This window comes from Solwaraspora sp. WMMD937, from assembly GCF_029581175.1.
Taxonomy (GTDB): Bacteria; Actinomycetota; Actinomycetes; order Mycobacteriales; family Micromonosporaceae; genus Micromonospora_E.
The window spans coordinates 5,490,903-5,510,997 of sequence record NZ_CP120738.1; the positions used below are offsets into that span (position 1 = coordinate 5,490,903).

Below are 20,095 nucleotides of genomic sequence, written 5' to 3' on the forward strand. Positions count from 1 at the left end.
ACCTACGATCGCAAGTGATAGCTTGACTGCGATAGCCTGCTATCGTAGGCTCCCATCGATCGGCTCCCTGGTCAGCAACCCGGAGCTGGTTTTCCCGCAAAGAGCCCGGTCGGCCGGCGTCGCCTGTCGGTCGGCCGGGTGCGTCAACCTGCCCGCCACCTGCGACAACAGCCGTATCAGCGGCGGGTGCCATCTCCACGCGTACGGGAGGCAACGTCCGGTGACACCCGACCCCCGCCCCACCCCGACCGTCCCACCACCACCCACCCTGCTGCGCCCGGCCGGCGACCAGCGTTCCGCGACCTACTACACCCGGTACGCCCGCGCTCGCGTCGTCGAGGCGCAACGCACCATCGACAGTCACACCACCTCGGCGTACACCGGGTGTTGTCTCGGCTGTGGACGGCCCGGACCGTGCGCGGACCTGACCGAAGCCGAAGCGACGATGCACCGCTACCACCGGCTGCCGTTCCGCCGCCCCGGCGCGACCCTGCTCGACCCCGGCCGGGTCGCCGACACCCCGGACCGGCCCCGCTTCTCCTGGCTGAGCAGGTCGGCATGAGCGCCCGGGAGTACGCCGCCGACGCCGCAGCCCTGCAGGTCGCCGCCGACACGATCGGCGCGCTGCGGGCGGTCTGCCTGGCCCTGGAGACCGCCGTCACCCACGTCACCGAGCAGCTCGGCGACGCCCACACCCTCGCCCCGGACGCCCGGCTCGCCGTCGACCGCTATGAGGAAGCCCTATACCAGGCGTGGGAGGCGTACGGCGAAGTCTTCGACGCCGTCACCGTCGCCCGGCCGCAGCTGCCGGGCAGCCGCCCGGTCGGCGTCGCCGCCATCATGCGCGGCCTGCGGACCGCCCGGGAGCATGCCGTCCACGCCGCCGGCACCACCTGCGACGCCCGGCCCCGGGTGCTGGCCGCCGCCGACCGCCTGGCCCGCAGCGACGACCCGTACGCCCAGGCCGCCGCCGCCCGGCTGCGCACCGCCCTGGCCCGCCTCGACCAGCTCGGCGGCAGCCTCGGCGTCGGCACCGGCGCCCTCGACCGCTACTTCAACGCCCTCGCCAACGGCGACGACCCGCCGCAGCAGCGGCTGCGCCGGCTGGCCGCACGACGCCCGCTCACCAGCACCCCACCCGCCACCGCCACCGCCGACGGCGATCCACCCGACGACGGCGCCGACTCCGCCGGGCGGCAGCCACCGACCGAGGTACGCGGAGTCGCCGCCCGTACCGCCGCGTCGCTGGTCGCCACCGGCCGCCACCACGTCAGGTTCCGCACCTTCTGGCAGCTCGTCCGCCACCACATCTGGGAAGACGCCTTTCGCACCTGGAGGAGCCGGTGACCAGCGCACCCACCGCCGCCCTGACCTACCTGGTCGCCGGGCAGACCGGCGCACACGAACGCCAACTCGCCCGCTTCGACGACAACCAGTGGCAGGAATACCTCGACCTGCTCAGCGGACTGTTCGTCCTCACCGCCGAACGACGCTTCCGGCCCGGCGAACCGGCCGCGGTGATCCGCTTCGTCGCCAGCGTCCGGGAACGCTTCGACCCCGCCGGCACCGCCATCGACCCGACCGTGGCCGAGACCCTGATGTACGCCGCCCTCGGCCAGCACGACACCCTGCCCGCCACCGCCGAAACCATCACCACGCAGACACTGCTCGTCGTCGCCCTGGTCACCGACGAAGGACTCAGCCCCGCCGGCCTGGCCGACCTGATCGACGACACCACCACGATGATCGCCCTGCAATCCGAACCGGCCGAGCTGGAGAAACCGCCGGAGGCCGTCGACCCCGCGCCCGCCGAGGAAGCCGATCTGCCGGCACCCGACACCACAGCAGACGACGACCGCGCAGCGCAGCAGTGACCCGTCGCGGGCGCAGTGGGCGGCCGGGCAGCCGCCCACTGCGCCTCGTCCGGCCAGACATGAAGCAATCAGCTCGTCGTTGGCCAGATCTGCGAAACCGAACGGTGATCGGTCAGGTCCACCCACTCGTGATACGGACATGGCCCGTGCCCGCTAGGGAGTAGAGCACCACCGCGAGGACAAACCCGACAACCGATCCGACGAGAGCGGCTGGACCGCCTTCCTCACTCAAGAAGAAGGCCCAGACAGGAAGACCTTCCGGGCGTCCACCGCCGAACAGGATGACGAAGAGTCCGACGAGGGCGGGTCCCACCCATGCACCAACCGCGCCTAGCCACACGGTGCTCGCCAGACCCAACGCGCTGAATGCCAGACAGTTGCGTGCCAGCCCGCTCGGGGTTGCGGACAAGCCGGTTACTCCCGGAAGGACAGTAAGCAACCCGGTCAGTAGGAGGACAGTGGCCCAGGCGACCCGCGGAAGGACCATCGACCGGGCCGGAAGAATCCTGCGGTCCACCTGGCTGGCTGCTCCCAGGCCAACCGCCATACCCACGACGACCGGCACCAAGATCGGTACCGGAACCGGGACCACTAGGTCGACAACGAACCGGTTGAGAACCTGATCACGGAATGCCAGGCTCGACACACCTGCGACGATGAAGAGTGCCGCGGCCACTCGTGCATGGTGGACGGCGCACCATGCCCTTGGAACGTCAACGAGCGGACCGCGCAGGTGCCCCACTAGAGACTGCATTTCTGGAAGTTGACGAGCACCTCTCTTAGCTCGTTCGAGGACATCGGATCTACCTCGCCCCCCCATGGCCCTGATCCGGCCTGCCCGACTGCCGCCAAAACCAGGGTCTGTGCGGCTCGATGCAGATCCTCACCGAACTGCATCGAGGGAGGGACGTCCCCATACAGTGCCGGGCAGTGATGTGGCACCACCATCTCTATCGCAAGATCGTCGATTGACAGCTTGTCACCGCTGAATGCGGCGACCGGGATTTGGAATCGACCATTCCCATCCTGGGCAGAGCCTTCCCCGGGGACGCGTTCCTGAACTTTCTCTGGAAGAAGATCACGAATGCCAAGACTGGCCGCTCCGGCGTAAAGCTCGCTGATCGCAGCTTCGGCTGAGGGGAGGAACCGCTCATGGTCTGGAAAAACACAGATCACCGGCTCTTGACCGGCACACGAGGATGGCGCCACAGCGACTCGATCGAAACGGTTCACCGAGGTCAGCGGTGTCAGCACGTAGGCGGCGATGACGGCAACCAGCAACACCGCAGTGATCACGTGGGGTGGGCGGCGGATCCCCTTAATCACCCGCACCGGAAGTGCCAGTAGCACGCCGGTGAGCAGAATCAGTATGACCACCTGATACAGAATCTGAACAACGTTGAACTGAAGGCCGAGAACCGAACTCGTTGCGCGGCCGAACAACAGTGGCGAAAAACGATCGGGCGATGTGCCGAACTGCCAGAACAGCAGCACGCTCAGCAAGACGGCGGCCGGAGCGCCCGCCACAGAGCCGAGGTATCGTCCGCAGGCCGAGCCGACGGCACCGTAGAAGGCGATCCCGCCTAACTGTGCGACCACCGCGAGCAAACTCGGCCAAGGCGAGATTTCCGACTGCGGCCGGGAAATCGTGAGGATCAAGCCGACTGCGACGAGGTGAGCGATCATTGTGGGTACCACGCCTGCGGCCCAGGTGAGGATGGACACACGGCTTCTTGGGCCAGGCTGGGCGGCGAGGTAGTCGACGCCCGACTTGGCGTAGCGGCCGGCGTCGACCGCCACCGCGCCGGCCAGCACCGGACCAACCAACACCAGCACAGTGCCGGCCCAGTCCACGGACCAGACCAGTTCACCGCGCCACGGCATACCCCGGTTGAAGACGTTGAACATTTCGACCGCGAGTAGCAGCAGGGCAACCTTCGGCGCCGAGTGCGTGCGGAAGAGAAAAGTCGTCAGTCTCACTCCTGCGCTCCCATGAGCGATCCGATCGCCTGCTCTAGGCCGTCCTCGCCAGGTTCGGGTCGGTGAGCTGACTCCTTGATGCTGGAAACCGTGCCGTCAAAGATCAGTTTCCCGGACCGCAAGACGAGTACTCGGTCGGCCAGAGCACGGACGTCCTCGACAATATGCGTCGAGTAGACGACGACGCCATCTTCTGCGAGTTTTCGGACATGATCCCTGATGGCAAGGCGCTGGCCCGGGTCCAAGCCGACTGTCGGCTCGTCGAGGATCAGGAACTTCGGATCGTGAATGATTGCCTGAGCGATACCCAAGCGCCGCAGCATGCCACCGGAGAGAGCGCCAATCCTGCGCTTTTCCTGATCCTTGAGGCCGGTGTGGGACAGCGCGTTCTCGATAACGAGCCGGCGACGAGTTGATGGCACCCGCCGAGACCATGCAACGTAGTAGAGAAAATCTAGACAGGTAGCTTTCTTTGGGGCGGAGAAGTCCTGCGGAAGAAATCCGGGAAGATGTTCTGATGTCGACAAATCTCTCTCGGATACGCGAACCCTACCAGTTGCCGGCATGTCGATACCTGACAGTATTCGCAGCAGCGTAGTCTTCCCCGAGCCGTTGGATCCAATCAGGCAGGTGACACCCGAGCGGAGAGAGAGGTCCATTTTCTCTAACCGGAAGCCGGAACTGTAAACCTGCGATATTCCTTCGACTGATACCTTGAGCAAGCTGATTCGCCAATCCGGGTTGAAGCGTTCCGGTCGACCCCGCCATGGACCAACCGGAACGCTCTACAAATCACGTGTAGCTATCACCGGCGGTGTAGTAATAGCCGCTGCAGTCATCGGGCCAGTAGTTCACTTCTTCACAGGTCCTCAAATTTCCCCTCGCGAAGTCCGCAGTCCCGCTCACCGAGGTGGAAGCCGAGGTGCTCACCCAACGATCCGAATTCGAATGCGCAGAGCCAGTGGGAAATCCGTATGTATGCCACGGCTGGCTGCAAGATGTCCAAGCCGGCGCAATACAGATCCCAGAGTTTGTTTGCGTCCTAAGTTCGAAGTATATAGATGCACCGCCAACTCGATAGTCTCGGACGTAACCATTCGCAACTGACCGAAGATTGGTTCCCTGATAAGTCAGTCGCCAATTCCCGTAAGCCGCACCCTGATCGACACCACCAACAGTGAGGACCCACGGGTTAGACTGGCTAGCCCAATTTCTGACGGTATTTAGCGCCGATGCCGGACCAGCCTGGAGTACCAGCATTGCCACCACGATGGACAGCACTGCAAATCGGTTGAAGCCGCGAGTTTTTGAAGGCATGTCACCCCTAGGTTCTAAGTCCATCTGATATCTGACTAGAACTGACCCATGTGCGCGTTGCTAGAACAGTCATCAGGAGAAAATCGCTGGTCTTCACAGACCCTCACATTGGCGGCCTCGTACTCCAGATTCGGACTAATCGTAGTGTCGGCGTCCCAGAAGCGCCAGTAGTCTCCGTTCCACCTCGTACTTTCCTTGTAGGCGTAGCTCCAAGACCTTCCTGGGCAACTCCAGTTACAGCTCGAACCGTCGGTGCTTACGCGGTAGTAGATCGACTCTCCGGTTGCTTGATAATCGATGAGGTAGCCGTCACCATTCGAAAGGCTTCCCTGCATCGACCATGACCCATACCCCGCCCCTTGAGCTACACTTCCCGAGTACACAGTGAGCGTACCCCAACTGTATGCCACCCCAGGAGATGGCAATGCGAGAACTGCGATAACGCCAAGACTCAACGCAGCCAGGAGTCCACGGACAGAACGGCCAGAAAGGTACGCGATCCCCAATTTGCCTCCAATTCAATTGTGCCAGCTCTCGATTAGGCTACCAGCAAGATCATCGCAATCAGTGGCGAAACTTGGCCGGGCGCAGGCAAGTAGCAGACCGGAGACGCGGCACGTTTCAGCGTCCACGCAACAGCCGAACCATTCGGCGGCAGGAATCTTACGAGACAATCACCTCCCGATCCGCACCGAGCGACGTGGACGGGGGTGGCGTTGAAGCGCGGCAGCACCTAAGCATTTGCAACTCATTGGAAATTACCCCCGCCAATTACATGACATGAGACTATCCGACAGCGCAAGAAGACGCAAGCATCGAGGTCTAGGTTGGCCACAGACCGGCAACGACGACTGCAGGTCTCGGATCGGCTAGCGCTGGCAACTTGTTTAGTGCGCGTCTGACAGAATCATTGCGATGTTGAAAACTGCGAGTCAGGACGCTGATAGGCGGCTTGGCGCGGCAGCCGCCACTGCGCCGTGACCAGCTCAGCGGCAGCCTCGGCATCGGCACCGTGGCCATCGACCGCTACTTCAACGCCCTCGCCAACGGCTACGACCCGCCGCAGCAGCGGCTACGCCGGCTCGCCGCACGACGCCCGCTCACCAGCACCCACCCCACGCCACCGCCGACACCGACGGCGATCCGCCCGGCGACGGTGCCGACGCCGCCGCACGGCAGCCACCGGCCGGCGTACGCGGACTCGCGCCGCCCTGACCTACCTGGTTGCCGGGCAGACCAGCGCACACGAACGCCAACTCGCCCGCTTCGACGACAACCAGTGGCAGGAATACCTCGACCTGCTCAGCGGACTGTTCGTCCTCACCGCCGAACGACGCTTCCGGCCCGGCGAACCGGCCGCGGCGATCCGCTTCGTCGCCAGCGTCCGGGAACGCTTCGACCCCGCCGGCACCGCCATCGACCCGACCGTGGCCGAAACCCTGATGTACGCCGCCCTCGGCCAACACGACACCCTGCCCGCCACCGCCGAAACCATCACCGCACAGACACTGCTCGTCGTCGCCCTGGTCACCGACGAAGGACTCAGCCCGGCCGGCCTGGCCGACCTGATCGACGACACCACCACGATGATCGCCGCCGAGCCGGACGACCAGCCAGCCGCCGTCACCCCGGACGGGCCGGCCGCCGTCACCCCGGACGGGCAGCCAGCCGACCAGCAGCAGCCCGACGACCACGAGCAGCAGCCGGCTGATCCGACCTGACCAGAGCGGCGATCGACGATTCGACGGCGGCGGTGTCCAGCGGCTCACCGATGGCGAAGTGTTGCAGCAGGACACCGTCGACGAAGACGGCGACCGCGTACGCCGCGCGGTCGCCGGTCAGCGGCGTCAGGATCTCGCAGAGACGGTCCCGCCAGGCACGGGCCAGTGGCCGCAGCTCGGGGCTGCGGGCTGCAGCCAGGTACAGCTCCAGTTCGGTCAGCGCCCGGCCCCGGTCGGCCAGGTACTCGCCGATCAGCCCGGTGAGCCGGGCCGGCAGGTCGGTACCGTCGCCGAGCTGATCGGCCCAGCGGCGCAACTCGGCCTCGACGTCCGTCTGTGCCTGCCGCAGCCCGGCCACGATCAGATCGGCCAGGGTCGGAAAGTAGTAGGTCGTCGCCCCGAGCGGGACACCGGCGCGGGCGGCGACCGCCCGGTGCGTGGTCCGCCCGATCCCGACCTCGGCGACCACTTCCAGAGTGGCGGCGGCCAGCGCCCGGCGGCGACCCTCCGGATCCCGGGGCCGCACCGCCCGGCCGTCCCGGCCGCCGGACGAGCCGGGAGCCGGGCTGCTGGCCGGGCGGCGGTCCTGGCTGTGGGCCGCGCCACCGGGGTCGGCGGTCAATGGGCACCGCCCAGGTTGAGCACCACCACACCGGCGATGACCAGCCCGATCCCGGTCACCTTCGCCAGGGTCAACGGCTCACCCAGGAACGCCGCGCCGATCGCGGCGATGGCCGCCGTGCCGAGCCCGGCCCACAGCGCGTACGCGACACCGACCGGGATCGTCTTCACCGCCTGGGCGAGGCAGGCGAACGCGGTGACGTACGCCGCGACCAGGGCGAGCGTCGGCCACAGCCGGGTGAACCCGTGGGTCGACTTGAGCAGACTCGTCCCGATCACCTCGGCGGTGATCGCGGCAGCGAGGAACACGTACGCCATGATCGTCTCCGTTCTTGTACACACGTACATGTACAACCGTACAAGAAACGGGTGGGCCGGCAGCGGATATCCCCGGTCGACCGCCGGATGAGCAGCTACCGCACGGATCGGCCCGGCCATGAGCCGGTACGCAACTACCGGCAGGACGCCCGGCAGGTCGACTCCTGCCGGGCGTCCTGCCTGTCACCCCACATCAGACGTTGCTTGACTGAGCGTCATGGCATCAGTTCGAAAAGTGACCACCCTTGCGGTGGTCGTCGCAGCGATGGTCGGCGCGACCACGCTCGCCGGTCCCACCTCCGCCAACGCCGAGGCCCACCAGCCGGAGCCGGCCGGGACCACCGAGTCCATCCTCGACCTCATCCCGGCACCGACCCTGGACCGGATGGTCGCCCAGGCTCCGCTGGTCGACGCGGCCAACGTCATCCGCACTGCGGTCGACCGTGCGCCGGGCCGGGGCTACGCCGGCATCGGCCTGGTCGACGACCAGGTCACCCTGTGGTGGAAGGGAGAGCCACCCGCCGACATCGCCGCAGCCGTCGCCGCCGCCCGCCGCACCGCGCCGGTCGAGGTGGCCGACGCCACCTACTCCCGCGCCGAACTGCGTACGGCAGCCGCCCGGATCGCCCCGGTGGTGGAGGCCGACCCGACCGACGCCAGCCACTCGGTCCGGCTGCGTACCGACGGCACCGGCATCGAGATCGGCGTCGACTACAGCTCGAGCACCGAGCTGCCGACGCTGCCGGAGACCGGTGTCCGTACCACCTTCGTCGAACGCGACCAGCTGGTCGAACGGTCGCGGACCGACGACGCCGCACCGTTCGACGGCGGGGCCGGCATCGGGCCCACCACGCCCTGGTGTACGGCCGGCTTCGGCGTACGTGACGCGGACACCACCGCCGGCTACATCCTCACCGCCGAACACTGCGGGTCGATCGGCTCGGCCTGGCACACCGGCTGGGACACCACCACCGGCACCGGCACGCTGGTCGGCTACGCGGTCGACAGCAACGACGACCACGACACGATGATCATCTCGACGTCGGCACCCGGCGGCCACATCTACGTCGGCGGTCAGCACGACGAGGTCCGCGCCGAAGTGGTCGGCTGGACCGAGGTCTTCCCCGGTCAGCTGCTGTGCCAGTCCGGGTACACCTCGGCGGGAGTGCTCGGCGGACCCATCTGCAACCTGCGGGTCGACTACCACTACGACGATATCGAGGACCTCGTCGAGGCCACCCAGCTCGACGGCCAGGACTCCGCCCGGAGTGGCGACAGCGGCGGCCCGGTCTACTTCGTCAACCCCGACGGCACCGTCCTCGCCGCCGGCACCACCACCCGGTCGGCCGGCCCGGGCTTCGGGTTCCAGGACTTCGCCACCGCCCGCGACGACTACGGCAACCTCGTGCCGGCGACGGCGATCGCCAGCAGCTGCCGGGTCTCCTTCGTGGTCACCCAGTCGTGGGGCACCGGCTACACCGCAAGCGTCACCGTCTACAACGACGGCCCGGCCGTCAACGGCTGGTCGGTGGGCTGGACCTTCCCCGGCGGGCAGCTCCTGCAGGGTCACTGGAACGGCGTCTTCCAGCAGACCGGATCGGCGGTGACCGTCACCAACGAGAACCACAACGCCGCCATCCCGACCGGCGGTGCCGTCAACTTCGGCTTCACCGCGGACGGCTCCCCCACCGTCCCGGCGCCGTTCACTCTCAACGGGACCACCTGCAACTGACCCTGTCCACCGACACCGGGTCCCGCCGAATCGCGGCGGGGCCCGGTCCCCTTCGAGGCGGATCAGCATCTCGGCGCGGATCAGAATCCCGGTCAGGACCCGGCCAGTTCCCGTCGCAGGGTGGCGCGCAGGGTCCGCACCTGCGGGGCGTCCAGTTCACCGCACCGGTCGAGCGCCCGCTGGCGCAGCAGGCGCGCGGCGGCCGGGTCCGACGCCGCGCCGGCCAGAGCGGCGAGCGCGGACAAGGTCTGCGCCTCCCACCACGGGCAGGACAGTGCCGCGTACAGGTCCAGCGCCGCCCGCAGCGCCTCGGCCGCCGCGTGGGCCTCGCCCAACGACGCGAGCGCGAGCCCGTACCGGTGCACGGCGTTGGCTTCGCTGAACGTCGCACCGCACCGGTGGAACACCCGCCGGGCGCGGGCGTACTGGTCGGCGGCGTCACGCAGCCGGCCCATGCCGGCCAGCGCCGCCCCGAGACTCATCATCGCGCCGGCCCGGGCCACCGCCGCGCCGGTCCGGCTGAGCCCGGTGCCCCGGCCGTGGAACGCCAGCACGCCGCGGTGCAACTCGGCTGCTTCGGCGAACCGGCCGAGCGCGGCCAGCGCCCCGCCCTGCGCGCTCGCCGCGCTCTGCTCGCCGAGGGCGTACCCGATCTCGCGGAACAGGCCCACCGCTCGGCGGCTGTGGTCGACGGCCGCCCCGGCCCGGCCGGTCCGGACCAGGATCGCGGCGGTGTAGGTCAACGCCCACGCCTGCTCGCGGCGGTCCCCGATCCGCCGGGCCAGTTCCAGCGCCCGGGCCAGCGCGGCCAGGCCGTCGACGTTGCGGTCCTGACAGAAGTACCGGGCCCAGCCGAGGCAGTTCAGCAGTACGGCCTCGTCGCTAGGGCTTCCAGCGGCCCGGGCGGCGGCGACTCCCAGCGAGAAGATCTCGTCCCAGGGGTGCCGGTGACTGTTGGCGTCGGAGTACCAGTGCAGTGCCCTGGCGACCGCGACCACCTCGGTGTGCCGACCGCGCCGGGCGGCGTCGCGCAGCGCCGCCAGCCAGTTGCCGGACTCCCGGTCCAGCCAGTACGCCGCCGCCCGGTCGTCGTCGAACGGGGAGTCGGCGCACCGGGCGGCGGCCGGTTCGAACAGTGCGCCGGCCTGCCGGGTACGTCGCAGCAGCCAGCCGACCAGCTGGTCGTGCGCGCTCGTCCGGTGGGTCGGGGCCTCCTCTGCGTCGAGGCGTTCCCGGGCGTAGAGCTGAACCAGGTCGTGGAACTGGTACCGGTCGCCCAGGGTCAGCAGGAGACCCGCCTCGACCAGCTCCTCCAGGGCCGCCGCCGCGGTCTCCTCGTCGATGCCGGCCACGACGGCGACCAGCGCGGGTGCGAAGTCGCCGCCGGCGACCAGCGCGGCCCGCCGGAACACCCGCGCGGTCACCGGGTCCAGTTGCCGGTACGAGACCGCGAACGCCGAGCGGACCCCGAGGTCCCCGGCGGTGAGCAAGGTCAGCCGCCGACGCTCGTCGCGGAGCAGGTCCACCAGCCAACCGACTGACCACTGTGGTCGGCTGGCGAGCCGGTTTCCGGCGATCCGGACGGCCAGCGGCAGCCGACCGCAGAGCGTGACGAGCTGGTCGGCGGCGGCCGGTTCGGCGCCGATCCGGTCGGCACCGACGATCGCCGCGAGCAGCGCCCGGCCGGCCGCCGGGGCGAGCAGGTCGAGCGGCTGACGGACCGCACCGGCCAGGCCGGCCAGCGGACGCCGACAGGTCACCAGCACGAGGCATTCCCGGCCGGCCGGCAGCAGTGGGCGTACCTGTGCCTCGTTCGCGGCGTTGTCCAGGATCACCAGCAGCGACCGGTCCCGGGTCAGGGTACGGAACAGTCCGCCCCGCTCGGCCGACGACGCCGGAACCCTGCTGTCCGGCACCCCGAGCGACCGCAGCAGTCCGGCCAGCGCCTCGGCCGGGTCGACCGGGCCGTCCGGCGAAGCGCTCTGCAGGTCGACGAAGAGCTGGCCGCCGGCGAAGGCACCGCTGAGCCGATGTCCGGCCACCACGGCGAGACTGGTCTTACCGATCCCCGGCGGCCCGTGCAACACCACCACCGAGGCGGTGTCCGAACGCCCGGCGGCAACCTCGGTGGCCAGCGCCGCGAGCCGTTGCAGGATCTCCGTCCGGCCGGCCAGGTCCGGGACCGCGGAGGGCAGTTCCCCGGGTACGGTCACCGTCGGGCGGTCGGGCGGCACCGTGCCGCCGTCGTGCGGCTGCCGCTCGGCCCGGGCCAGGGCGACGAAACGGTCCCGGTCCGACCCGGCCAGCCGCAGGGCGTCGGCGAGCAGCACCACCGTCCGTCGTTGTGGGCTGCGCACCCGGCCCCGTTCCATCTCCCGGATGCCACGGACGCTGGAACCCGCCGCCTCGGCAAGCTCCTCCTGGGTCAGTCTCCGCTGCAGGCGGAGGGCCCGGAGCAGATCCCCGAACTGGTCATTCTGCACCTGACTGGTAGCCATGGCTTCCCAACCCACCCAACGCCCTGGCGCACATGACGTGCGTGCTGCCACCTCTACGTAACTAGAATCGGCGACAATATGCACAGAGTGTGATCGCAGTCGTGACAAAACAGTGACGAGTCGCCGGAACCCGGCCCGCGCCGGCATGGGCTCCCAGCCGCTCGAGTCAGGAGATCGAGGGCGGCTGGCCGGTGGCCTCCAGGACCGACAGCCAGAGGTCGCCGTGCGGGTCGACCTGGTTACGGGTGCTCACCGCCAGCGGCATCGGCACATGCACGAACCTGCCCCGCCACCGACCCACCACCAGGTCCGTGCGACCGGCCATCGCCGCGTGCACCGCCGCATGGGCCAACCGGATACAGTAGACACTGTCGTACGGGTTCGCCGGCACCCCACGGATCGTGTAGCTCGGGTCGATGTACTTCACACTCGCCTCGCGCCCGGCGTCGGCGAAGTCCTCGACGATCCGCTGCCGCAGGTAGCGGCCGAAATCGTGCAGCCGCAGATTGCCGGACGCGTCGTGCCCGACGGGTTCGCCGGCCAGGTGCTCCTGGCCGGCGCCCTCGGCGGCGACGACCGTCGCGTGCCCCCGGTCGGCGACCCGCCGGCGCAGGCGCGCCAGGAGGCCACCCGGGCCGTCCAGAGCGAACGGCACCTCGGGCACCAGGACGAAATCGGCGTCGTGGGTGGCCAGGGCCGCGTAGCAGGCAATGAAACCCGAGTGCCGGCCCATCAGCTGTACGAGCCCGATCCCGCCGGGGAACGCGGTGGCTTCCACATGGGCGGCCCGGATCACCTCGGTGGCGTGCGCGACCGCCGTCTGAAAACCAAAACTCTGATCGATGTACGGAATGTCGTTGTCGATCGTCTTCGGCACCCCGACGACGGCGACCGGCCGGCCCCGACGGGCGAGCACCTCGGTGATCCTCGACGCGCCGCGCATCGAACCGTCGCCACCGATCACGAACAGGATGTCGATGCCGAGCTCGTCGAGGGTGTCGGCGATCTCCTCCGGGTCCTGGTTGCCCCGCGACGTACCGAGGATCGTGCCGCCGTACTCGTCGATCCGGTCGACGACGGCCGGCGTCAACGGCACCACCGGATGGCCGTGCCGGGCGACCAACCCCTGATAGCCGTTGCGGAAGCCGACGATCTGCCGCACCCCGTAGCCGGCGGTCAACTCCAGCACCAGGGCCCGGATGACGTTGTTCAGGCCCGGGCAGAGCCCACCGCAGGTGACGATCCCGACCCGGGTCCGGGCCGGCTCGAAGAAGATCTTCTGTCGCGGTCCGCCCGGCTCCAGGCTGGGCAGCTCGTCGATGGGCAGACCCCGGCCGGTGAGCATCCCGACGGTGTCGTCGAGCAGCACCCGGTCGGACTCGTCGACGTAGTGCCAGCTGGTGTTGCGCCCGAGCAGCAGTCGGGCCAGCGGCGAGTCGAACAGGCACCCGCCCAGCGTCCGGATCTCCAGTCGCACCGGCTCGTCGGCCATCCACCCATGGTCCCGGCGGTTGTTTTCAACGGCGTTACCGAACGGCACCGTCGGCCGGTCGGACCACAGCGATCCGCTCAGGTGGCGGGCGGGGCGATCAGGTCGTCGACGGCAAGCTCGATGCCGGCGTACGGGACCGGGATGCGCTCCCCGGGGAGGTACTCGACCCGGGTCCGGTAACCGGTCGAGATGGGCCCGGTGTGTTCGTAGACCGCCCGCTGGGTGACGACCCAGTACACCGGATAGCCTGCCTGGCCGTACAGCCTGGTCTTGACGTTGAGATCCTGGATCATCGTCTCGTCGGCGACCTCGACCACGAGCAACACATCGACGGCGGCCCAGACCGACAACCGCGACCCGACCATCCCGATCGGACCAGCATCGACGCGACGCACCCAGCAGTCCGGGTCGGGAAGCGACTCCCCGGTCGGCAGGGTCGCGGTCGTCACCCGCACCCCGTCTCGCGGCAGCGTCGCCAGCAACTGACCGACCGTGTCACCGTGCCATGATCCGATCACCACGGGCCAGATTTCTCCTTCGACGAGCTCCACCCGGTGGTCGAACGCCCCCGCTTCCGAGGCGCGCAGAAACTCGCTCTGGCTCCATCGGTAGGCGAGCACGGGCTTGGTCATGGTGCCGATCCTACCAACCACCCGAGGACACTGACCGACACAGTGCGTCGCGGTCGGCGCACGTCAGCCCACTCGCCAGCACCATCGGGCCCTACCCCCAACCGATGTCGCTGTCAGCACTCCCTTGATACAGACACACAACGGCAGGTAATCTCCCGCCTACTCTGCCCGTGACACGTTCTGACGGAACTTTACGCATCGCGGTGCAGTGGGGAGCTGGCTGGTGAAAAACGCCGACCACGGCCGTCTGGCGGTCGTGACCAGGAAATTTTGATCGACGACCTCGTCGCCGGAAACGCGAAGGGTATATCTTGGCTACCGTTGACCGCAGCATCGAGGGTGGAGCAAAGACCATCAACGAGGTGCTGGCCAATAAAAAGTACGAGATCGACTACTACCAGCGCGAATACCGCTGGGAATCCAAGCAGATCACCGAACTCGTCGCGGATCTGACGACCAAGTTCCTGGATCTCTATGATGCTGGACACGTCCGCAAGGACGTCGCGAATTACCCTGGATACTTCCTTGGCTCCATCATCATCTCACAGAAGGAAAATCGGCCATTCATCGTCGATGGCCAACAACGTTTGACGAGCCTCACTCTCCTTCTCACCTTCCTCCGTCGCCTCCAGGCTGACCGCAGCGACAAGGTCGACGTCGACCCACTGATTTACTCCGAGATGTATGGCGAGAAATCTTTTAACCTCGATGTGGGTGACCGCACGGAATGCATGAAGGCACTGTTCGGTCACGGCGCCTACAATCCCAAGCCCGACGACCCGACATCGGTGCATACACTTGTCGCACGCTACCAGGAACTCGAAGGACTGTTCCCCGAGGAGCTACGCCGCAAGACATTGCCCTACTTCATCGACTGGCTGAAGGACCGCGTGCAGCTGGTACAGATCACGGCGTACGATGACGATGATGCCTATGCAATCTTCGAGACCATGAACGACCGTGGCCTGCGCCTCACCCCAGCCGACATGCTCAAGGGGTACCTGCTCGCCAACGTAGAGGACGGCGAACCGCGCACCAAGGCCAACGATCTCTGGCGCAGGCGCTTGCGTGAGCTCGACGACAAGAGCGAGGACGCCAGCTCCGACTTTTTGAAGAACTGGTTGCGTAGCCAGTACTCGACAAGAATCCGTGAGCGCAAGAGGAACGCCCGCCCAGAGAACTGGGATCGGATCGGCACCGAGTTTCACCGATGGCTCCGCGGCGACAGTGAGCGTATCGGGCTGACAAGCAGGAACGCCTTCTACGACTTCATCCACATTGATTTCGACTTCTACAGCCACCAGTATGAACGCATCATCGAAGCCACTCGGGGCTCGTTTGACCCCACCAGCCCACTACGCTTCATCCGCTACAATTCCGATCACCGATTCACACTCCAAGACCAGCTTTTGCTTGCACCGCTAAACATCGAAGACGACCTCGCCACCATTAACCGCAAGCTGGAACTGGTCGGCCGGTTCGCCGACATCCTGCTTGCCCGGCGCATCTGGAACTTTCGCACCACCGCCTACTCGACAATGCAGTACGCGATGTTTACGGTAATGCGTGGCATCCGCAGATTGGGCGTCGAGGAACTCGGACAATTTCTGCACACTTACCTGACGGGGGTTGCCGAAACCTTCGACAGCAACGAAGACCTCTACGTCCACCAACAGAACCGCAGTCAAATCCATAAGATCCTCGCCAGAATAACCGACTACATCACCGTCGGCTCAAATCAAGCGTCCAACTACATCGAATTGACCAACGACTCGAACGTGAAGTACGAGGTGGAGCACGTGTGGGCCGATCACGCGTCGCGCCATATCGACGAATTCACCCACGAGGCTGATTTTGCTCGTCATCGCAACCGCATCGGCGATCTGCTCCTGCTACCCAAACAATTCAACGCGAGCTACGGCGACGACACATACGTCATGAAGCGGCCCCGTTATTACAGCCAGAACCTGCTTGCCGCCAGCCTCGACCCCCAAACCTACGAGAAGAACCCGGGCTTCCTCGCCTTCATCAAGTCCAGTGGCCTCCCATTTAGGGCGCACGAAGAGTTCAAGGCAGCCGACATCATCGAACGAGGTAAGCTCTATCAGGCCATCGCCAAGCACGTCTGGAACCCCGACGACCTTCTCGCCGTCGCAAATGGCGGTTCCTGACCGAATCGCCTCAAAACTCGTCGAGTTGGAGGAAGACCAGCAGCAGGAGCATCGAGACGGCGGCACCGGCGAAGCTGATCAGGAAACCCAGCTTCGGGAACCGGGGGCCGCCGTCGGTTTCCAGCCGGGCGGTGCCCCACTTGCTGATCACGAAGTACGCGGCGAAGAAGCCGGTCGCCGGGAAGCCGGCGCAGGACCAGATCCACTTGGTGCTGTAGTCGACGCCGGCGGTCACCGGGTTCAGGAAGAACCCGAACTGCAGGACGGCGACGGCGGCGGCGAACCCCAGGTAGACGGTGACCGCCCGGGCCAGCGGTGACCAGCCGGGCAGCAGCGGCGGGCGGCCGGCGGCCTGCTCCGCCTCGGTGGCGGCGGCGTCGGCCTCGTCGAGCTGCCGGCGGGCCGCCTCCAGCTCCTGCTCGGCGTCCGGCGGGAACCCGCCTGCCGCAGCCGGGTCGCCGGAGACCGGTGCCACCGGCACCGGGCCGGCGGCGCCCGCGCCGCCGCCGTACGGCTGTACCGACCCGGCCTGGGCAGGCGGCCCGGAGGCCCCAGTCGGCAGCGGCACCCGCTGCTCGCCGGTGGCCAGCTCGGGGCGGCGTGGCGGCGGAGGAAGCCCGGCCGGCCCCGGCACCGCCGGCCCCGGCGGTGGCGGCGGAGGCGGTGGCCACGGGACACCGGCCGGCGAGGCGCCGTACCCGCCGGACTGTCGCTGGCCCGGTGCGGAGCCGGCGGCCGGGGTCGCCGCGATCGGCGGCGGCGCGGGCGGTGCCTGCTCGCCAGCGGCCTGGGCGATCGCCGCCAGCCGCTGCCACTGGGCGTACAGCCGCTGGCCGAGCTGATCGGCGTACCCGGTGAGCCGCTGACGGCGCGTCTGGTGCTGCGCCGCACCGGCCTGGCCGGTGCGGTGCAGCTCGTGCAGGTGCCGGGCCAGGGCGGCGTACTCGTCGAAGTCGCTGCTCACCGCGCTCAGCCCTCCTCGTCCAGCTCGCGGCCGGGCAACGCGAACGGCACGATCAGCCGGGTCCGCTGGTCGTGCCGGTCGATCAGCAGCGCCCGGTTCGGCCGTGGCCGGTACGCCAGGTCGTGGGTGCCCAGGTAGGAGCCCAGCTCACCGCCGGGCACGTTCATCGCCACCAGGCAGGCCAGGTCGTCGCGGTTGTGTGAGCCGCCCAGGTCGTCGGCGAGCCGGCGCAGCCCACGCCACCAACCCAGCAGGTGTACGCCGTGGCCGGGCCCCTGACGCAGCACCACCTGCAGGTCGTCCAGTCCGGATTTGAACATGTCGTCCTTCGCGCCGAGCACCCCGGCGGCGGCGTCCATCCCGAACACCACCAGGTACGTCCGCCCGCCGTCGGTCGGCGTAGCAACGTCCGGGGTGGCCAGTCGGCGCAGCTCCTCGCGCAGCTCGGCGGCGGTCAACCGGGTGATCGAATGCCCGAAGGCATGCAACGCGTCGGCCGTTTCATCGGCGACCTCGTCGGCGGAGGCGACCAGCGGGGCGAACAGGAACCGGGCGTGGCCGGGCGGCTCCTGCCGGGCCAGGCTGACCGTGGCGGCGTGCAGAACGTCGGCGGCGTGGCCGGTGGTGCCGACCACCGCGATGTGCCGGCCCGGGGTGGCGTCCAGCGGGAACACCGCCGACGTCAGATCCACGTCGACCTGCCGGCCGACCAGCGCCAGCGGGCGCCGCCCGCCGGGGGCCAGTGAGCGGTACGTCGGGTCGCCGTCGAGGTGCGCCGCCTCGTACCCCTTGAAGATCGCCGGTGGCCGGGAGCCGGCGGCGCGGGCCTGCCACAGCTCGTGGCGCAGCGCGGCGATCCGCCGGGCACCGCCGTGCGCGTCCGGGAACCGGACGACCGTGTTGGCGCCGGCGATGCCGGCCGAGGCGTTGACGATCGCCTGCCCGACCGGCAGCCCGCCGGCGGTCTGGTTGAGCGGGTCGAGGACGCCGTTGCCGCCGGGCAGCGCCACCCGCAGCGGGAACTGGCCGAAGATCGAGTCGGTCTTGCCGTAGAGGGCTTCGATGCCGGACATGCTCTGGCTGGCCAGGACCAGGTGTACGCCGTACGACCGGCCTTTGCGGGCCAGCTCCTCCAGCAGGGCGGCGGCCTCGCGGGCGACCGAGTCGTTACCGTCGAACAACACGTGGAACTCGTCGATCACGGCGACGGTACGCGGCGTCGGAGCGCCGTCGCGGGGCAGGTCGGCCAGCTTCGTCACGCCGTGGCGTTTCATCGCCGACGCCCGCCGGTTCAGCTCGCGGCGCAGCTCACGCAGCACGGCGACGCCGTACTCCCGGTCGGATTCGATGCCGACGGCGCGGGCGTGCGGGATCCACGACGGGTCGCGGCCGGTCGGCACGAACTCGGTGAAGCTGACCCCTTCCTTGAAGTCGAGCAGGTAGAGCGCCAACTCGTCGGGCGGGTAGCGGGCGGCCAGGCCGTACAGCAGGTCAAGCAGGAAGACGGTCTTGCCGGAGCCGGTGCGCCCGCCGACCAGCCAGTGCGGGGTGACGTCGTCGAAGGCGAGGATCGCCGGCTCCCGGCCGGCCCGGCCGACGACGGTGTGCAGGCCGGTGCCGGCGGTCTCGGTCCAGATCCGGGGCGGCAGCAGGTCGGCGAAGTCGAGTGCGGAGCCGCGCCGGTGGATCTCGCCGAGCCGGTCGGCGAGGGCCTGCACGACCCGGGCCGGCGGGTCGCCGTCGAGGGCGACGGGGGCGGCCAGCCCGGTGCCGTCGGAGCTGAACGGCTGGCCGGGTGGGTCGCCGACCCAGCCCCGGTTGCCGTCGAGTCGCAACTGGGTGGTCGGGCCGAGCGTCGGCGGCTGCGCTCCGGTGCCGGTCGGCGGGTAGCCGGCGACGATCACGCAGACCCGGGCGGCGGTGCCGGCGTGGGTGAGCGCGGCGAGGCGCATCAGCTCGGCGCGGCTGTCCGGCAGCGCCGCCGCGACCACCACCAGCAGCTCCCCCGGCTGCCCGCCGGTGCGGGCCTGGGCGGCGCGTACGTGCTGGTCGGCGTCGTCGAGGCGTTCCTTGGCTTCGGCGTCGGTGGCGGCCGGTGCCGCCAGCACGCCGGCTTCGACCAGCGGGCGCAGCGGCAGGAAGGTGGCGCCCATCGAGGTGGTGTCCAGCGCGGTCACCCGTACCGTGCCGGGTGGGGCGGCGGCGAGCAGCCGCACGACGAGGCTGCGCAGCAGGGCGGCGATCCGTGGCTGGCGGGCGTCGGCGTCGATGGCCAGATGCGCGCCGGCACCGAGCGGCACCAGCGCCGGGAATTCGACCGGGTCGCCCGTGCCGGCCAGTCCGACCGGGCGGGCCATGCCGACCCGCACCGGGGCTGGGCCGGCGGACAGGTCCTGGGTGGCGCTGGTCGCGCCGGTGGTGAGGGTTTCGCCGACGTGGCGCAGCCGTTCGGTGACGTCGCCGAGGTCCGGTGGCGGCGGTGCCGGGCTGTCCGCGATGGCCGATCGCGCGGTGGTCAGATGGGTCACGGCCTGCCGGTGGGCGGCGACCGCCCGACGGTACGCGGCACCGAAGCTCATCCCACCGTCCTCAGCAGTGCCCCGCCCGCCTGCGCCAGTGCCCCGCATCGATCGTTCACCCGCACCCCACCTGCCCTCGGGTAGTCGGGAAAACACTATCCGAATCGACTGTGGGTCGCCGACCCGGGCCGGTACGGCGATGCGCTGGCCGGTCGAGCCGGCGGGTGTCGTGACGCGAGGCGTCGGGTGGCCTGGT

The 20,095-nt window shown here is 68.7% G+C and carries 16 protein-coding genes; 6 read left to right on the forward strand and 10 right to left on the reverse strand.

Annotation, left to right across the window (positions count from 1 at the left end):
- Positions 1 to 220 precede the first annotated feature (220 nt).
- Genes O7621_RS24210 through O7621_RS24220 form a run of 3 tightly spaced genes read left to right on the forward strand, consistent with a single transcriptional unit; the run spans position 221 to position 1,874 of the window.
- The gene (locus tag O7621_RS24210; RefSeq protein WP_282231377.1) at positions 221 to 562 is read left to right on the forward strand and encodes a hypothetical protein; all 342 of its coding nucleotides are present in this window, start codon (positions 221 to 223) and stop codon (positions 560 to 562) included.
- A complete protein-coding gene (locus tag O7621_RS24215) occupies positions 559 to 1,347 on the forward strand; it encodes a hypothetical protein (protein WP_282231378.1) in 789 nt (262 codons plus the stop codon). The genes O7621_RS24210 and O7621_RS24215 overlap by 4 nt, the downstream gene beginning before the upstream one ends.
- Entirely contained in the window at positions 1,344 to 1,874 is a 531-nt protein-coding gene (locus tag O7621_RS24220; RefSeq protein ID WP_282231379.1) for a hypothetical protein, read from the forward strand. The genes O7621_RS24215 and O7621_RS24220 overlap by 4 nt, the downstream gene beginning before the upstream one ends.
- Positions 1,875 to 1,986: 112 nt before the next feature.
- On the opposite strand, the gene O7621_RS24225 is transcribed toward O7621_RS24220, so the two are convergent.
- From O7621_RS24225 to O7621_RS24235, 3 genes are all read right to left on the reverse strand, one after another.
- Entirely contained in the window at positions 1,987 to 2,550 is a 564-nt protein-coding gene (locus O7621_RS24225) for a hypothetical protein (RefSeq protein WP_282231380.1), read from the reverse strand.
- A 65-nt stretch (positions 2,551 to 2,615) separates the two neighbouring features.
- The gene (locus O7621_RS24230) at positions 2,616 to 3,854 is read right to left on the reverse strand and encodes a hypothetical protein (protein WP_282231381.1); all 1,239 of its coding nucleotides are present in this window, start codon (positions 3,852 to 3,854) and stop codon (positions 2,616 to 2,618) included.
- A complete protein-coding gene (locus O7621_RS24235) occupies positions 3,851 to 4,513 on the reverse strand; it encodes an ATP-binding cassette domain-containing protein (protein ID WP_282231382.1) in 663 nt (220 codons plus the stop codon). The genes O7621_RS24230 and O7621_RS24235 overlap by 4 nt, the downstream gene beginning before the upstream one ends.
- A gap of 1,635 nt (positions 4,514 to 6,148) precedes the next feature.
- Here O7621_RS24235 and O7621_RS24240 point away from each other — a divergent pair.
- Positions 6,149 to 6,892, forward strand: a complete 744-nt coding sequence (locus tag O7621_RS24240) for a hypothetical protein (protein WP_282231383.1) — start codon at positions 6,149 to 6,151, stop codon at positions 6,890 to 6,892.
- Here O7621_RS24240 and O7621_RS24245 read toward each other — a convergent pair.
- Both O7621_RS24245 and O7621_RS24250 read right to left on the reverse strand, forming a co-directional pair.
- Positions 6,819 to 7,514: a TetR family transcriptional regulator gene (locus tag O7621_RS24245; protein ID WP_282231384.1), complete on the reverse strand. Its 696-nt coding sequence runs from the start codon at positions 7,512 to 7,514 to the stop codon at positions 6,819 to 6,821. The genes O7621_RS24240 and O7621_RS24245 overlap by 74 nt on opposite strands.
- Positions 7,511 to 7,834 (reverse strand): multidrug efflux SMR transporter, encoded by a 324-nt coding sequence (locus O7621_RS24250; protein ID WP_348775329.1) that lies wholly within the window; start codon positions 7,832 to 7,834, stop codon positions 7,511 to 7,513. Before O7621_RS24250 ends, O7621_RS24245 begins: the two co-directional genes overlap by 4 nt.
- A gap of 214 nt (positions 7,835 to 8,048) precedes the next feature.
- Here O7621_RS24250 and O7621_RS24255 point away from each other — a divergent pair, with 214 nt between their 5' ends.
- Positions 8,049 to 9,563, forward strand: a complete 1,515-nt coding sequence (locus O7621_RS24255) for a cellulose binding domain-containing protein (protein ID WP_282231386.1) — start codon at positions 8,049 to 8,051, stop codon at positions 9,561 to 9,563.
- 92 nt (positions 9,564 to 9,655) lie between these two features.
- Here O7621_RS24255 and O7621_RS24260 read toward each other — a convergent pair whose 3' ends face one another.
- The 3 genes from O7621_RS24260 to O7621_RS24270 all read right to left on the reverse strand — a co-directional run bounded on the left by O7621_RS24260 (position 9,656) and on the right by O7621_RS24270 (position 14,185).
- Entirely contained in the window at positions 9,656 to 12,061 is a 2,406-nt protein-coding gene (locus tag O7621_RS24260) for an XRE family transcriptional regulator (protein WP_282231387.1), read from the reverse strand.
- 166 nt (positions 12,062 to 12,227) lie between these two features.
- Positions 12,228 to 13,553, reverse strand: a complete 1,326-nt coding sequence (locus O7621_RS24265) for an ATP-dependent 6-phosphofructokinase (RefSeq protein WP_282231388.1) — start codon at positions 13,551 to 13,553, stop codon at positions 12,228 to 12,230.
- A 77-nt stretch (positions 13,554 to 13,630) separates the two neighbouring features.
- Positions 13,631 to 14,185: a Uma2 family endonuclease gene (locus tag O7621_RS24270; protein ID WP_282231389.1), complete on the reverse strand. Its 555-nt coding sequence runs from the start codon at positions 14,183 to 14,185 to the stop codon at positions 13,631 to 13,633.
- Positions 14,186 to 14,496: 311 nt separating this feature from the next.
- Here O7621_RS24270 and O7621_RS24275 point away from each other — a divergent pair, with 311 nt between their 5' ends.
- Positions 14,497 to 16,356: a DUF262 domain-containing protein gene (locus O7621_RS24275; protein ID WP_282231390.1), complete on the forward strand. Its 1,860-nt coding sequence runs from the start codon at positions 14,497 to 14,499 to the stop codon at positions 16,354 to 16,356.
- Between the two features lie 10 nt (positions 16,357 to 16,366).
- Here O7621_RS24275 and O7621_RS24280 read toward each other — a convergent pair whose 3' ends face one another.
- Both O7621_RS24280 and O7621_RS24285 read right to left on the reverse strand, forming a co-directional pair.
- Positions 16,367 to 17,320 carry a hypothetical protein gene (locus tag O7621_RS24280; protein WP_282231391.1) on the reverse strand — a complete coding sequence of 318 codons (954 nt, stop codon included), beginning with the start codon at positions 17,318 to 17,320 and terminating at the stop codon, positions 16,367 to 16,369.
- Positions 17,321 to 17,325: 5 nt separating this feature from the next.
- The gene (locus O7621_RS24285; protein ID WP_282231392.1) at positions 17,326 to 19,899 is read right to left on the reverse strand and encodes an FtsK/SpoIIIE domain-containing protein; all 2,574 of its coding nucleotides are present in this window, start codon (positions 19,897 to 19,899) and stop codon (positions 17,326 to 17,328) included.
- Positions 19,900 to 20,095: the final 196 nt, after the last annotated feature.